This is a genomic window from Psychrobacillus sp. L4 (assembly GCF_042944905.1).
Taxonomy (GTDB): Bacteria; Bacillota; Bacilli; order Bacillales_A; family Planococcaceae; genus Psychrobacillus.
The window spans coordinates 2,541,626-2,558,495 of the sequence record NZ_CP168496.1 but is presented as its reverse complement, the minus strand read 5'-3'; the positions used below and the strand labels follow the sequence as shown (position 1 = coordinate 2,558,495).

Genomic DNA, 16,870 nt, shown 5'->3' with positions numbered 1-16,870 from the left:
ATGAGTTGGAAAATAGCCTCGTTAAATTATTTTTAACAAGGCTATTTTAACTCTCTTGTTCTACAATCGGCCCGATTGTCGCATAAGGGTGGCATCAGATTTATACATTTACAATGTTAAGCAAAGAGATGTTCCCAAATACGTTTTAGGGTGCGGGATTGGACTATAATTAACTTGGAAATGAATGTACCTCATCTATTTGTTGCAAAAAATAAAAATGGATTATAATTTAAATAAATCTTGAGTTATTTGGGATTAGAAAATGAAAAGCCAAAAAATAAAAATAGAAAGATAGGACGGCTTTTTTAAAGAGATGCTAAGGGAGCTTACTAGTTCAATTTTCTTGAAGTGTCTTGGAACATTTTAATGTTTTGGAGGAATTAAGATAATAAGAAATTTCTAAACATTCCCTAATCCCGCTTTGAGAACTGTAACTTTTAAAATAGAATTTATTATGTTTTTATGATATTTAAAGATAAATCTAAACATTTTGATTTACTCAAGAAAAAGAATTAGAAAGGAATGGCATCAATCATCAACTTAAACCGTGTTCTAACTAATAAAAAATAAACCTTCCACAGATTCAATTGTAGAAGGCACATTTATTACTTTAAGAGATTATTAATATTATCTTTAAAACTTTTAACTAGATCCTGCATCCCTCTTTTTATACGCTTATTATCCAATCCACATAAATAAAAATAGACTTAATTCGTATATTACGCTGTAAAAATCCAAATAAATTAGTGATTAATTTTAATTTCACCTATTTATTCAAAGGTAGGTTGTGACATAGCACATATTCCACTACAGGAAACTGTACCGGCATAAGTTGCAGAAGTTTTATTTTCATAAGCAGAATAAATATACCATTCTAATTTAAGAGTTCCACTATAACCTAAAGAATCACTATAATAGTATGTTTTGGGTGGAGATACTTCTCCGTTAAATAGTTCATGATGTACAATATATCTACTGTTTGCTAATGGTGTAACTTCATTGTTCAATGAACTGCTGGATACAGAAGATGCAGCTGTTTGGCTTACTGATAAACCCAAAGACATTATTAATGACAAACCCACTAATCCGATTAAGCTGATTAACTTTTTCATAATAAACAACTCTCCTTTATAATTTAGTATTAAAATTCATATTTCCTCCTTCCCTACATATACTATAAAATACCTTTTACTAAATTTAAATACTCATAAAGTATGAATATTCCGATGATTATCGACTTTTTTTTAGGGCCACGTAGACGTAAAAGTTAGGGCCTTAAACTAAGGGGTATGAAATGTCTTTATTATGGTAAAACTGCATGTGTGAGGAAAAGAAATAAAGGCTTTAAAAAATTAACGGAAGCAAATATAGTTAGGAAAGGAAGAGACAAAATCATAAAGAAAAAAATATTAGCTATAGGAGCTACAATAAGTGCTATTATAGTAGGTGCATATAATGGCGATTCAAATGTAGAAAAGGTAAAACCAGAAGTGTTTGTTGAACAAGAACACACAAATCTTTTGGTTCAGGGGAACTCAAACTTTTTAGTTTCAGAAGTAAAGGTAAAACCAGAAGTGTCTGTTGAACTAGAACACACAAATCGTAAAGTAGCGGAGTATACAAACCTTTTAGTTTCAGAGGGAATGGAATTAGGAAAAATACTTGCAAATGAAACGGGTTTTGAAGAAAAATCCGTAAAGGTTAATTTTATGCCTATATCTGGAGGGGATTACCCAGATATAGTGTGTTTAATTATTTTATCCACAGAGAACAAGATTAATAAGACAACTGAACAACTCATAGTAAAAAATATAATGACCTTTGTATCTGACATTAAAAACAAGCTTAGAGAGGAACAAATCTTTATTTTAAATGAAAAATGGGAAAATATTACTATAAACTAACAGGATATTTTAGTGCAAAAAGGTAAACATCCCCAAATAAGATTTTGGGAACGCACCCAAAAGCGACAAACGTGATTAAATCAACGTTTGTCGCTTCTTTGATGGAACGGTGTTTATACTTGCGAGGTTGTTCTTTAATTTACATAAATATTTGTATAGCAAATCTCTTATCGTTATATATCTGCATCTTTTCTAACATTCCCTAGAAAAATGTTATTCAACAATCGGCCCGTTTGTTGAAGAGCTATCAAACTCATAGTACCACATTTGCCCATTTAGTAGGCATCAAAAAAGTGCTACGTACTAGATGTTTCTACTACATGTTATAGCCCGATACGACATAAAAGAGATCGTCAATGACGATCTCCTGTTGTTCAATTAATATAGCTCGTATAATGTTGCACATTCTATGAAGGATGCTGATTCGAAAGTCTTCCCTGTGTTAGACACAACTTCAAAACAATTCTGAATAGTTTCCAAGTTGTATGTGACACAGGGAACATACACATATGTTTCATCATTTATAAATAACAATACCTCCATTTAGATAAATGGGATCTTGTTCATTGTTAACTAATTGAATCGAATAAGAATCCTCTGATTCAAAGGCTTCTAGGGGGACAATTAATCCTCCTAAATAATTTCCTAATACAATTCTTCCAATTCTATTACCTGATGAGTTTTCCAAGATTATTGACATAGATTTGAACTCATCTGTTGGTTCAATAATTATACTTTGAGGTTTACTAAAAATAGTATTATTCCTAACAGGTATATAGCTAGAAATTGACGACTGTCTAAATATAAAAAGTTTAAACTCATTTGAATTTGAAAGCTTTTTCATTTCAGCCTTGATTTCTTCAGATGGTTCGAGATTAATCCCGTTTTCATCATAAAAAGTAGCAAATGGTTTTTCTCCATCTTCAGATTCATCTCTTTTATAGAGATTTGTGTCGATTAATAGATTTTTTAATTGCTCCTCAGAGTAGGATTTAAACAAATGACCTTTTTCGTCAAAAAAGTTCATATATGAATCTTCTAAAGAATTAATAGGTTTAATGGACTCTTTATAAGAATCTTCAACTTTATTATTACTTTTTAAATTATCATTATCCTTATTCATAAAAAGAATAATGGTTATAGCCAAAACTAAAAGTAGCAAGAATATAGAATATTTTTTTTTCATTATAAAACGACTCCCGTCTTTACTAGATTATATTTATTTAAGAAAATTATAACATTTTTTAATGTGTTTTAATATTATGATCACTCTTAAGTGTTTTTCCATTTAAATTCTGTTTAAGATTGGCGGTAACAGTAATCGAGAAATGAGTAATGTTGCCAGTATTTAAATCTGTGAAAATAAGTAAACCCCTGTTACGAGACAGGGGTTTACTTATTTTTGTTTAGGAGAAAAAATACTTAATCAGATCCTATACATTCAATTTGTTTACAAGTATAAGGAGCTATCTATTTGCCTATTCATTATTGTAAAGTTTATGTATTTTTCTTCTTTCCTTCATCGACTGTTGATATGAATAGAACAAAGATATTTTTTAAATGTAATAATATGGTTATCGATGAATAATTTACTACTAACATTTTTTCGTAATAGAGACTATTACCTAGATTATTCACCAACTAATACAAAATCCCACTGAAAACCTGACTAGTCGGCTTTTCAGTGGGATTCTATTTTTCACTTAAATGATGAAAAAAGAATCCATTTCTGCTAAGGTTATTACGACCAAGAAACAACCAAAAGAAAGGATTCTTATGATGTCTACTTTATCGCAAAACACCTTACATTTCAACCGTTCTATTAAATTATCCAACGATGGAGGCGCACTCTCCTCAGACACCGGCGAATTGATTTACCGGGAATTTGATGAGAAATTAGGCTTCTCACAAACCATTGCTAAACATCTTCAGTTAAAAGATGAACGTACGTATTGTATACATGAAAACGAACAACTTCTTCGTCAAAAAATCTATCAGCTCACCGCTGGCTATCAGGAGGACGACGCAGCGGACCGATTGACACACGATCCGATTTTCACACAAGTTCTTGGTACAGCTGCACTGGCTTCTCAACCGTCGTTATCTCGGTTTTTCAAGCGCTTTGACACGCAATCATTAGACCAGCTTCAAGTGGCGAATCAGGAGTTGCTAGACCGGGTTCATCACGCGCGTCAATCGAAGGCACTCATTTTCGACTTAGATTCCACCCATGCCGACACATACGGAAACCAAGAAAGTTCATCCTACAACGCCCATTATCGCACAATGGGTTTTCATCCACTTGTTGCGTTTGACGGACTAACAGGTGATTTCTTAAAAGCACAATTGCGTCCGGGAAACGTGTATACTTCCAATGGTGTAGTTGATTTTATGCGTCCACTCATCCAACACTATAACGAAGTTTTTCCGGAAACGTCTTCTCTTGTCCGTGGAGATAGTGGCTTTGCGGTGCCTGATCTATATGAATTATGCGAAAAAGAATCGGTGTACTATATCATTCGTTTAAAAGCGAACGCCAAGTTAAAAGCACTGGCGGAAGAACTGCATCCAGCTCACGAAATTCGTGATGTGTCCGTAAGAGAAAGCTACGTCGAAGAGTCTATTTATCAAGCATCGTCTTGGTCGAAGCCTCGTCGTATAATCATTCAGTCCACTCGCCCAGCAGGTGAACTGTTCTTTTCGCATGCTTTTTTTGTGACAAATACTGGCGAAACCTTTTCACCACAAGCGATTGTACAGTCATACAAACAGCGTGGCACGATGGAAAACTTCATCAAGGAAGCGAAAGATGGCTTTGGTTTTGATCAGATGAAGAGCCATGATTTCCTAGTCAATGAAGCACGCATGATGTTAAGTCTACTTGCGTATAACTTCACGAACTGGCTACGCACTCTGAGTTTTCCACCTTCCAGCAAAGGCATTCAAATACAAACGATTCGCATACGTTTGGTGAAAGTAGCGAGTAAACTGGTGAAATCCGGACGCTCCTTATATGTCAAAATCTCCTCCAGTTTTGTCTATGAGCACTTCTTTTGGGACGTTCTGGCCAGGGTTCAGCAGCTAAAATTCATTTAAATAGCCCTTTTTAAAAATTCGAACTCGCACCAAGGGAGTAGTATGTCTAAAAATCGGTTTTCTCCCAATGCTCGTTTCAGGTCTTCTCGATATAGGCTACTATCTCAATACAAATTTACCTTAAAGTTATTAATCTCTTGAAATTCTAAAAATTTTAGATTGCGGTGAATAATTCAGGATTAATAGTGTTGACCCACAATATTTGGTTTTAAACACCACTTCCATTACAACGGATGTAAAAGGTACACCAAGTACTACTCAGTTCATTTGGAAAGGGAATCTAGTTTCGCAAGTTTATGAGCCTGATCAAACCACTGGTAATGCAAAAACTATTGCAAGTGAGTCAAATACATTTAATTCATCAGGTTATGTAAAAACGAGCTCAACGATAACGGGAATTAATAATGTAAACGAATTTGATAATAAAAATAATGTAACTAGTTCGACTGTAAATAGTGTTCCTGATTATTCGATTTACGATGAAAATAGTAATCAACTTTCATCTACAGATCCATTTTCCATTACAGATTACACCCAATACGACAAGTATGGGAATTCAATTGGTACAACAAATGGAACGGTGTCCACCTACAATCGAATCAAAAATTCAAGTTTTGAATATCTAGACTCCAATAAATTCCCTTTAAACTGGAATAAAATAACCAAAGGAACCTATTCAATTGTGACCAATGACAAAGTGGTTGGAAATAACTCAATGTCGATTGCTTTATCTCCAACCGATGGTGCAGGGTATCTATATACAAACAAGTTTAATGTAGACCCGGATGAAAAAGACCATATTTATACTATAAGTGGGTATCTAAAAACTGCCGACTTAACAGGAAAGGGTTCCTATTTAGCTGCCTCTTTCTATAACTCTAACAATCAATTGATTTTAAATGGAAAAACCCAAACCTTAACAGGAACGAATGGGTGGACGAGAGTGTCTGCTTCTTTTACGGCACCAGTTGGTACGAGTTCTTTTCAAGTTTACTGTTATGTGGAAGGGACAGGAACGGCTTCCTTTGACGGTGTTCAATTTAATTATGGGGAAGTAGTACCTAGCTATTCCGCTAATGAAAACGGAAGTTTCGAATTGACCAGCGGTGGCACTGCGGTTGATAATTGGACCTTAAATAGCCTAAATATCGGAGATGGTTATTCAACGGCAGATCATAAGAGCGGGAAAGCCTCGTTAAGACTAACCTCCAATGGAAGTTTTTCTGCATATAGCGGAGAATACGTAGAAATTTCAGGGAAACAAGGAGATCCTTTAACGGTTTCAGGTTGGAGTAATGCTATTGGAGCACTCTCTACTGGAGGGGATTATCAGCTGAGATTGTGGCTCGTCTATACGGATGGCTCCCAGGAACAGTTTGATGTTCCTTTTAACAAGAATAAGGCAGATTGGCAATTTACCAAAGATACCATTCGGGCAAAGAAAGATTTCAAACAAGCGAAGATCTATGTGGTTTATGATCACCAACCTGGAGCTGCATATTTTGATAATATCAAGGTTGAATTAGGGTCTTCAAAGTTTGGTTCAAATTATGATTCGTATGGTGCACTTGTTAACTCTATTACGGATGAATTAAACAATACGACAAGCTATAGCTACGATGACAATGGAAACCAAACGTCCATCGTATCGCCGCTGGCGAAGAAGACGAGCTTTGCCTATGATTATCTCAATCGTTTAAAAAGCACAACACTTGTCAAAGCGTCTGACACTGATCCAAGCAATATTCAGGTTCAATATGCCTATGATCCGGTAGGCAATTTAACATCACGAACCAATGCACTTGGCTATACAACTAATTATGAATATAACGAGCTTAATCAACTAACCAAAGAAATTGATCCGCTTGGCAAATATACGGCCTTTAGCTTTGATAATGAAGGTAATGTGACTGAGATTACTAAAGGCATGGATTCAAGCACAGCATCAAAAATCTCTATGAAATACAATGCGCAAAATCAGTTATCCGAACGTTATCGAGCAGATGGTAGTGTACTAGATTCCTATAGCTATGACCGTGCTAATAACGTAAAGGCTGTTACAACATCTGGAAAAACGTATAACTACAGTTATGATGACGCAAACCGTATACTAACTGCAACTTACCCAGATGGATATGGTGTGGAATACACCTATGATAATACCAAGGGGATCACACAAGGATTGCTTTCCTCTTTCACAGAAACCAATAAAAATGCTTCACCAGAGAGTACCACGTTTAGCTATAATGCTCTTCAAACTCTTACAAAGGTAACAAGAGGAAGTGGAAGCGCACAATGGTCCTATGATGAGAAAGGAAACTCTGTTCAAATTCAGCTCGGCAACAATCCTGATCCTAACTTAAACTTAAATCTGTTCCAAAATTTTGACGACAACGGTCGCTTAACTGGCCAAAACTATTATCTGCCAACGCAAGTTAACTTCCAATATCGTTATGACAAAGAAGGTAATATTGTATCAGACGGAGCGCAAACTTACACTTATGATTTCGCAAACCGACTAGAATCATGGAATAACGGGGAAACTTTTGTTACTTATCAATATGATAAGGCTGGTAATCTTCTAAATCCATCTGGGAAGAGCTTAACGTTTAACAAAGCTAATGAAATAAAGGACTACTCCTACGATGGGGCAGGAAACCTAACTCAAGATGATCAGTATAAATATAGCTGGAATGATCTTGGACAATTGACAACAGTTCAAACCCTTTCGGGAACACAAGTGGCGAGCTATACCTACTATGCGGGCGGTTTACGTCAAACGAAAACAGTAGGTGACACAACCTACACTTATTATTACAATCAGGATAATAATCTGATTAGAGTAATGGACAACACAGGGAAGGTATTATGGCGCATCACTTGGGGCAATGGTAAACCAATTTTCTTAACTAATTCTGCTGGTAACACTTACTATTACGTAACTAATTACCGGGGCGATGTCATCCAAATTGTTGATCCAAGCGGAAACAAAGTAGCGGATTACAGTTTTGACCCTTGGGGTAATGTGCTATCCTCCAAAGAGTCAACAGCTGTTGCGAATCAGCCATTAGGTTATGCATCGTATGTTTATGATCGTGAAACAAAATTTTATTATTTACAGGCAAGATATTATTATCCAGAGAATGCAGTATTTGTCTCGAGAGATCCTATTTCTGGGGATCTATTAAATCCTATTACTCAAAATGGATATAGTTATTCAGAAAATAATCCTGTAAATAAAGTTGATCCTAACGGGAAATTTGCAGAAGTTATCGGGGTATTTTTTATACCCGGTATTGGAGAATTTGCATTATTAGCTACTGGATTTGTTGTATTAGGTATAATAACATGGAATGCTGCCAGTTGGCTTGGTCGTAAAATTAATGCTTATTTAAGTCAAACTGCTGAAGATATTATCTCACGTGAGAAGAAGGGGGCCATAAATCGAGAGTTTCCAGGAAATATGAGGAATAAAACGCTTAAAGAAATTGAGCAATTAGCAAAAAAAGGGAACAAAGATGCGCAAAAGGCTAAAAAGTTATTGAAAGATAAACGGTTTGACAAAGGAGATAATAGAAAGTGAGTATTCCGAATGAAATTAATGAAACTATAAGATTGTTGTTTCCTAAAAATGTAGATTACGAGGATTATATAACTTCGGATGTATATAAAAAACTTGTTGAAAAAAAGAAAATATTTTTATCAGACAATGGTTATAAAAGAATTGATTTTAAAAAAAGCATCCAAAAATTATTTAATAACTATGCTGTCGTGGATTGGACAGATCCAATTGACAGTAATTGTTTTGAGTTTAGGGTATTAATGCATAGGAATCAAACTATTTTAGATGATGATATAGAATTAATACGCTTATTGGGATGGAAACGATTAGATTTAAGGATATTCATTAGTATATTAAATCCATATTATTATTATTTTTTTGAGGAAAGTGATTTTAATACAATTACTAATGAATGGAGCTTTTCAATTCACACAGTTTTGGAACAAGAATTACAAAATATAAGCAATTCGTTTGAGAATTTTATGGATTTTAAGGGATATCAAGGGCTATCCTCAGAAATTGTTAATAAAGTTGTAGATGACGTAGAAACAAAATTTCTTGAAAAAGGTAAAGTGAAAGTATTTCATTGCCTATTTACAGATTTAGTGACTATATAGTACCTAATCCTAGAGGGAAAATCTATTTACTCAAAACGTAGGGGATAAAGTGAAACATCGCTACTATGTTAAATAGATAGAAAACAATGATAAAAACCATTGTTTTCAGGGTAAAGAATCTCTTTATCTTTTTAAGTATAGTTGTTTACTAGTATATATTTTTTCTATATTTCTATATCAACATTCTCGATTATATTTAAACTTTGAGAAAACAGCCAAAAATTAACACAAAAAAACAGAGTGGATCTACGAGAAAAAATCTAGATTCACTCTTTTTTTTGATCTGAAATAATAGTTCCGCAAAGTTGAATGAAACAATCAAGGAGTAGAGTAACCCTTCAAATTCTATTGAACGAATTTTTTGACTTCCTCTTGTACATATGAGTTTGTTAAATTCATTTTCTTATAAGCTTTCACGAAGGATTTTCCTAAAGAAACCTCAACCATACGCATCTGTGTAACTACAGGTGGCTGGGATATTAAATATTCAGGATCAACGGATAAGAAACTGCCCTCTCCGCTGAATGTTCCGTAGTACATACCGACTTGGGTACCTTCTTAAAGTCTTCCCTGTGTTAGACACAACTTCAAAACAATTCTGAATAGTGTCCAAGTTGTATGTGACACAGGGAACATACACAATGACAATGAAGGGAACGTTACAGAAATTGTCAAAGGCATGGGTTCAACTACTGCATCTAAAATAAACATGAAATACAATGCACAAAATCAGTTGTCAGAACGTGATTTGGGCGATGGAAGTGTTTTGGATTCATATACTTATAATCGCGCAAATAACTTAACAGAAGTTACAACAAACGATAGAAAGTATAAATATAGTTATGATGATGCAAACAGGTTAATAACTGCAACTTACCCAGATGGTTTTGGTATTCAATACAACTATGATTCGAACGGGGGAATCACCCAAGGATTGCTTTCCTCTTTCACAGAGACCCAAAATGGTGTATCACCTGAGAGCACTACTTTTAGTTATAATAAGCTTCAATCTCTGACAAAAGTAACAAAAGGAAGTGGAAGTGCTCAATGGTTTTATGATGAGAAAGGTCATTCTGTTCAAATTCAACTCGGTAGCAGCCCTGACAACAACTTAAATCTATTCCAAACGTTTGACGACAACGGTCGTTTAACAGGTCAGAATTATTATTTACAAACGCCAGTAAGTTTCCAATATCGTTATGATCAGGATGGCAATATCGTATCGGACGGGTCACAAACCTACACCTACGATTTCGCCAATCGCTTAGAATCGTGGAATAACGGGCAAACTACTGTGAATTATCAATATGATAAAGCCGGGAACTTATTAAATCCATCCGGAAATATTTTAACCTTTAACAAAGCCAATGAAATAGAGGGCTATTCCTACGATGGGTCAGGAAATTTAATTCAAGATGATAAGTATAAATACACCTGGAATGACCTAGGACAACTGACTTCAGTCCTAACACTTTCAGGAACACAAGTGGCGAGTTATACTTATTACTCAGACGGCTTACGTCAAACGAAAACGGTTGGTGAAAATACCTACATCTATTACTACAATGAGGGTAATCTGATAAGAGTAATGGATAACACAGGGAAAGTATTATGGCGAATCACTTGGGGTAACGGTAAACCAATGTTCCTAACTGATTCTGTAGGTAACACGTATTATTACGTAACCAATTATAGAGGCGACGTGGTTCAAATTGTGGACGCAAGCGGAAACAAGGTAGCCGATTACAGTTACGACCCATGGGGAAATGTGATTTCCTCTAATGAGTCAGAAGCAGTTGTAAATCAGCCAATAGGTTATGCATCGTATGTTTATGATCGTGATACCCAACTTTATTATTTGCAGGCAAGGTATTATGATTCGAAAACAAGTCGCTTCTTGTCAAGAGATTTATTTAAAGGATTTAATGAAAACCCTAACAGTCAGAATCAGTATTCATATTGTGAAAATAATCCTATAAATAATGTAGATCCGACAGGATATTTATCTCTTAGAGCAGCAGGATTAATAATTGATGGAATTCTCCTTGCACTTAACATGGGTATTGCAGTTGTAGGATTTAAATCGTCATTAATGTTAATACGTTATGCTGGCAAAGAGGCTGTTAAAGCTACTAAGAAAAAAATTATTGCTATGATTACACCAGCTTTGGGAACTGTTTTGAAATCAGTTTTGGGATTCTCTATACCAGGTTTAACTGGAATAGCTGCATATGCTACTGATCTTTTTCTTAATATGTCATTGGGTAAGGCAATTGCAACAGCCATTTACAAATACATTCCAGCTAGTCATAGGATATTGACAAAAGATTAATTAGGGAAAAAGAGGTTATTTTATGAAGGAGTATTTAATTCTTGCTTTATTAATTATTTTTACTATGCCAATATTAAATATCGTTTTATTATACATCTTTAAAAATAAATACAGGCCAAAAATAATGTTTATTATTCATATGTTGACATTCTTAATTCCACTATTGTTGTTTGTTTATAATAGAGAATATGCTTATAAATTTTTTTTCTGCGACGCAGTTTCACTAATAATTCTGTTTGTTAGCAATAAACTATATTGTATACTGGTTTACAAAGTCCTATCTAGGATTATTTATCAAATTTCTGAATCTCCAGTTGTTTCTGATATCTATCAAGTTAGAAAACGTATCTACACAAAAACGCAAGGAGGATATGTTCTGATAGATCTGCAGAATGAAACATACAATATATATCCTGACATAAATAGCTGTGCTGCAAATGATAAAACTGTGTTCAAAAGACTGGCTTCAACAGATAGTAAATAGTTTAACAAGCTTAATGAAAGCAGTTAGGAAACTATTACTTTAAATATAGGTTGGGTAATAAATATGAATAATTCCACTTTTTAAAGAAATAAAATCCTTAGAAAAATTGGCACTGACTAACCTTTTTGAGAAAGAAATAGAATACCTATTAAACAGCCAATTGACGGTATTGAACCGGCAATTGGCTGTTTTCTACCTTCGTGTTTCCCGAAACCCAATACTTTCCAACTCATCTGACACACACTAACCAGCTTCTTATCTACTTAGAAAATCTTACAAATTAAAATATTCTATATAAGGAGAGAAATATCCAACTTAAACTACCATGATTTCTTCAAGAAAATACAAATAGCGGCAGTTAGAGTTCTGTTTAAAGTACTATAAAGCAAAAAAATGTTAGAAGTCAGATTATAAAGTAAAAGAATGTAACTAGTTAAATATTACTTCTTTTTTCCATAGAGATTCTCCATAGGAAGTGTATTTTAGCTAATAATTATAACGTATTGGATTTATGAACGTTGAGATTAATGGTTTTATTAACATGACATACATATGATTTATTGTGTTACTATTTTATACTTTAAGTCACATAAATCAATGTTTAATAAATCTTAGGGTATTTGATAGGAGTTGAACTCTTATGGAATATCTCTGTTTGTTATGAATTTCGCGTGCCTGTGCAACAAACTATTCAAAAAACGCACTACAAATGCATATGAAAAAACAGGAAGTCAGCAATAGGAATAGGTGCTAGGCTTCTTTTTTTTATTAAAGTACCCCAATCCGGGTTGTAATAAAAGCATATTGCACAAGAAGCCATTAAATCAACTTCTCTGGATATCTGCAAAATACTAAGGCTTATCAAAGCAAAGCTAAATCCGTTGAGGTTCCTAGTGAAGATTCCCTGTGTTAGAAACAATTATAAACTATTCTGACGATTTACTACAATTTAATATGCTAGAGAACCAAAAATACCTCCTACACTTGAATATATAAAGTGTAGGAGGTACTAGTTTTTAAAAAATAAAGAGGTGGTTGCTTTCATTGTAGAATTTGTAGCTTTTACCTTATAAATAGTCGCTCAATGACAGTTTTTAACTTTTTAGTTGAGCATATAAACTGAATAATACCATTAATCCTGTGGAACTTGAGGGAAATAGCTAGCATCTATCGATAAAGAAGCGCTGAGCGGCCGAAATTGTATCTTCGCCAGCTTTTAAAAGTATAGGAAAGTATCTATTCTATCATTAATTAACCAAACCTTATGCATTATGTCTCTACATATTTCAATATAGCGACGGACAGATTACCGAAAAGAGAGGAGTTTGGAGTGACTCAGTCACTTCCAACTCCTCTAAATGTAACGGTAATAGTGTAGTCAATGTTTCGTCCAAAGCAATCTGGAAAAAGTAAAGACAAGGACGCTATCGATTTTATTTACTGTAGTGATTTATAATACTGACCTTTTTCAGCATATTCTCTAATAATTCGTTGTACATCTTCTTTATCTTCATCTGTCAGCTCACGTACAACTTTTGCTGGACTTCCCATTGCTAGTGAGTTTGGAGGGATTTTTTTTCCTGGAGGCACTAAACTTCCTGCTCCGATAAATGCACCTTCTCCAATTTCCGCTCCATCTAAAATAATAGAGCCCATGCCAACTAATGCTCCTTTACGAACAATGCAGCTATGTAAAGTTACTTGATGCCCAATCGTTACTTCATCTTCTAAAATAAGTGGATTGTTTGGACTTTGATGCAAACAACATAAATCTTGGATGTTCACTCTATCCCCAATGATAGTAGGTGCAACGTCCCCTCTTATTACCGTATTAAACCAAATAGTAGACTCTTGTCCGATTGTCACATCCCCTGTAATTGTGACATAATCAGCAATGAAAACAGTATCATCAATCGAAGGGGTTTTTCCTTTAAATGGATAGATCAATATATACACACTCCTCTATAAATAGAATATAATTAATCGTATCAAACGAACAGTGTAATGAAAACTATTTGAGCAAAATAGGAACGAAATGGAAGAGGTGATGCTCATGTGGAAATGGGAAGCAGAAGAAAGACCAAAAGCAGTAATCGTGATCGTTCATAGTGCATATGAACATCATCGAAGATATGCGTGGTTAATTGAAAAATTTAGAAGCTCTAATTGTCATATTGTCATGGGGGATTTACCTGGGCATGGCGAACATACAAAAGCAAACGAAATACATGATGAACCTTTCGATCACTACAAAGATTACATAGCACAAGCATTACAAGTTGCAGTAACGTATAATCTCCCAATATTTATACTTGGTCATGGACTAGGTGCTACTTTATTGATAAAAGTAATGCACAAATTAAAAATAGAACTTGCAGGGGTCATATTGACTTCCCCTTGGCTTCAACTAAAAAAGTATCCATCTAAATGGACAAATGCATTAGCTAAATTATCTGTTCAACAGAAGATTCATCATGATATTCAACTGAAGGAACTAACGAGAAACTATGAAGTGTACAAACAATATGTGGAGGATCCGACATACCATACAATGATAACAAATGCTTGGTATAAAGAAATGCAATTTCTCTTAAAAAGTATTGGTCAAACAACGACATCTATTCCGAATGTCCCAGTATTATTAATGACGGCGGAGCGTGATAAAATCACAGATACGACAGTAGCAGCCGGATGGCTAAAAAAACAAGAACTAACAGAATATCAATATAAGTCATGGAAAAATTGTTTCCATGATTTATTCCAGGAACCAGAACGAGAAGAGATTTTTGCATATTCCCATTCTTTTATAAATAATGTACTAAGATCTATAGGATATATCGTTTAGGGAATGTTGTAGATAAACAAGATTATTCTAGGGAATGATATTCTTTTTGGAATATGTGAGTTTTAATATAACTTGTGGTATAATTATTCGGTTAAATCGGAAAAGACATTCTATTAATTGAAATAAAGAAAGTGAAGTGTAACTTATATGCAAAACCAACATTTTATACGTAATTTTATAGTAGAAACACCTTCGAAACCAGGGAACTTTGCTAAAGTTGCAACTGCTATCGGAATGGCTGAAGGGGATATTGGAGATATTACAACACTTAAAAGTGGAGCATTAACAACAGTTCGTGATATAACGATCACTTGTAAATCTGAAGCGCAATTCCAATCTGTCATTGCGAATATTGAAGCCATTGGAAATGGTGTTAAGATCCATGCTGTAACAGATGATGTGTTAAAAGCGCATGAAGGCGGAAAAATTGCGATGAAGAGCAGATTGGATGTCCGTTCACTCGGAGATTTGCAAAGAATTTATACGCCTGGTGTTGCTAGCGTTTGTATGGAAATTGTTAATAATCCTGAAAAAGCAAATTACTTTACGTCGATTGGCAGTTCCGTTGCTATCGTAACAGATGGCACAGCTATATTAGGTTTAGGAAATATTGGATCTGTTGCAGGAATGCCTGTAATGGAAGGTAAAGCTGTACTATTAGATCAATTTGTTGGCTTAAGCGGAATTCCTATTTTATTAAATACAAGTGATCCAGATGAAATCGTTGAAACGGTCAAACATATTCATCAAGGATTCGGTGCAATTTTATTAGAAGACATTGGATCTCCTCACTGCTTTGAAATAGAAGAACGTTTAAAAGCAGAACTTCCTATTCCAGTTATGCATGATGACCAGCATGGAACGGCGGTAGTAGCGCTTGCTGCGATATTATCTGCATGTAAATCGACTGGGGTAGATGTAAAAGATGCCGTAATTGGTCAAATCGGACTTGGTGCTGCCGGATTAGCTATCTGTCGTATGTTAATGGCTTATGGAGTAGAAGAAGTATATGGTCTAGATCGTCAAGAAGAAGCAAAACAACGATTGGTAAACTATGGTGGAAAAACGATTCCTACATTAGAAGAAATGATGGAAACTTGTGATATAATTGTTGCTACTACTGGAGTATCTGGGTTAATCAAACCTGAAATGATTAAAAAAGGACAAATAATATTAGCATTATCCAATCCAAACCCTGAAATTCTTCCAAATGAAGCAATTGCAGCAGGAGCAGCTTTCGCAGCTGACGGACGATCCGTCAACAATGTGATTGGATTCCCAGGAATATTCAAAGGTGCATTAGATGCAGGAGCAAAGGAAATTACGTATTCCATGTTAATAGCAGCTGCACAAGCGATCGTAGGACATACAAAACCTGGTGAGTTAATACCAAACCCACTAGATCCGACAGTTCATCATTTAGTGGCAAGAGCAGTAGAAGAAGCAGCAAATAAAGAAATGAATTTATAAGGAAGAGAAGATTTCGGTTACGATGCCGAAATCTTCTTTTTAAATTCTTCATTATAATTGGTAACTTCCATCAGAGCATTCTCTTCGAGTGGAATTCGCACGGAGAGCATCGCAAGATTTAAAAGAGTAAAGCAAATAGCTGTAATGTATGCTTGGAATATAAGCGGCAAAAGTGCTATTTCGATGCAGACAACCACGTAATTTGGATGTTTTAGATAAAGATATGGTCCTTTTGTTACTACATGGGCACCGGGTAAAATAATAATTTTTGTATTCCAAAAAGATCCTAACGATCTCAAACACCATATGCGTAATGCTTGAACAATTATAAAAATTAGAAAAAATAACGGAAATAGTGGGGAAATACCTCGGTTAAATATTAAAACCTCTGCAATTAAACAAATAAAAAAGCTCACATGCAGAGTCACCATATACGGATAATGAGATGCACCTACTTCATAAGCCCCTTGAGCAAGCATCTTTTTTTCATTTTGCTTAGCAATAAAAACTTCCGTTATTCTTTGAATGATGACCAGAAAGATAATAATGAAAAATAACAT

Annotated in this window: 11 protein-coding genes; 7 read left to right on the top strand and 4 right to left on the bottom strand. The window is 34.6% G+C overall.

All coding sequences use genetic code 11. The annotated features are described in order from the left end of the window. Nucleotides 1-770 precede the first annotated feature (770 nt). Nucleotides 771-1,112: a hypothetical protein gene (locus tag ACEPXG_RS12240; RefSeq protein WP_391202762.1), complete on the bottom strand. Its 342-nt coding sequence runs from the start codon at nucleotides 1,110-1,112 to the stop codon at nucleotides 771-773. 177 nt (nucleotides 1,113-1,289) lie between these two features. Between ACEPXG_RS12240 and ACEPXG_RS12235 the strand changes: the two genes are divergently transcribed. Continuing rightward, entirely contained in the window at nucleotides 1,290-1,904 is a 615-nt protein-coding gene (locus ACEPXG_RS12235) for a hypothetical protein (protein WP_391202760.1), read from the top strand. A 517-nt stretch (nucleotides 1,905-2,421) separates the two neighbouring features. Here ACEPXG_RS12235 and ACEPXG_RS12230 read toward each other — a convergent pair. After that, complete coding sequence (locus ACEPXG_RS12230) at nucleotides 2,422-3,090, bottom strand: hypothetical protein (protein WP_391202757.1); 669 nt, start codon at nucleotides 3,088-3,090, stop codon at nucleotides 2,422-2,424. A gap of 593 nt (nucleotides 3,091-3,683) precedes the next feature. Between ACEPXG_RS12230 and ACEPXG_RS12225 the strand changes: the two genes are divergently transcribed. From ACEPXG_RS12225 to ACEPXG_RS12210, 4 genes are all read left to right on the top strand, one after another. Continuing rightward, the gene (locus ACEPXG_RS12225; RefSeq protein WP_391209871.1) at nucleotides 3,684-5,000 is read left to right on the top strand and encodes an IS1380 family transposase; all 1,317 of its coding nucleotides are present in this window, start codon (nucleotides 3,684-3,686) and stop codon (nucleotides 4,998-5,000) included. 202 nt (nucleotides 5,001-5,202) lie between these two features. Next, nucleotides 5,203-8,583, top strand: a complete 3,381-nt coding sequence (locus tag ACEPXG_RS12220; protein WP_391202755.1) for an RHS repeat domain-containing protein — start codon at nucleotides 5,203-5,205, stop codon at nucleotides 8,581-8,583. Next, entirely contained in the window at nucleotides 8,580-9,179 is a 600-nt protein-coding gene (locus ACEPXG_RS12215; protein ID WP_391202752.1) for a hypothetical protein, read from the top strand. Before ACEPXG_RS12220 ends, ACEPXG_RS12215 begins: the two co-directional genes overlap by 4 nt. Nucleotides 9,180-9,858: 679 nt before the next feature. After that, nucleotides 9,859-11,511, top strand: a complete 1,653-nt coding sequence (locus ACEPXG_RS12210; protein WP_391202749.1) for an RHS repeat domain-containing protein — start codon at nucleotides 9,859-9,861, stop codon at nucleotides 11,509-11,511. A 1,921-nt stretch (nucleotides 11,512-13,432) separates the two neighbouring features. Here ACEPXG_RS12210 and ACEPXG_RS12205 read toward each other — a convergent pair. Further along, nucleotides 13,433-13,942, bottom strand: a complete 510-nt coding sequence (locus ACEPXG_RS12205; RefSeq protein ID WP_391202746.1) for a gamma carbonic anhydrase family protein — start codon at nucleotides 13,940-13,942, stop codon at nucleotides 13,433-13,435. Nucleotides 13,943-14,048: 106 nt separating this feature from the next. On the opposite strand from ACEPXG_RS12205, the gene ACEPXG_RS12200 reads away from it, so the two are divergent. Together ACEPXG_RS12200 and ACEPXG_RS12195 are read left to right on the top strand one after the other, a co-directional pair. Next, nucleotides 14,049-14,840 (top strand): alpha/beta hydrolase, encoded by a 792-nt coding sequence (locus ACEPXG_RS12200; RefSeq protein WP_391202742.1) that lies wholly within the window; start codon nucleotides 14,049-14,051, stop codon nucleotides 14,838-14,840. 147 nt (nucleotides 14,841-14,987) lie between these two features. Next, nucleotides 14,988-16,310, top strand: a complete 1,323-nt coding sequence (locus tag ACEPXG_RS12195; protein WP_391202739.1) for an NAD-dependent malic enzyme — start codon at nucleotides 14,988-14,990, stop codon at nucleotides 16,308-16,310. A gap of 17 nt (nucleotides 16,311-16,327) precedes the next feature. Here ACEPXG_RS12195 and ACEPXG_RS12190 read toward each other — a convergent pair whose 3' ends face one another. Continuing rightward, a complete protein-coding gene (locus ACEPXG_RS12190) occupies nucleotides 16,328-16,870 on the bottom strand; it encodes an isoprenylcysteine carboxyl methyltransferase family protein (protein ID WP_391202736.1) in 543 nt (180 codons plus the stop codon).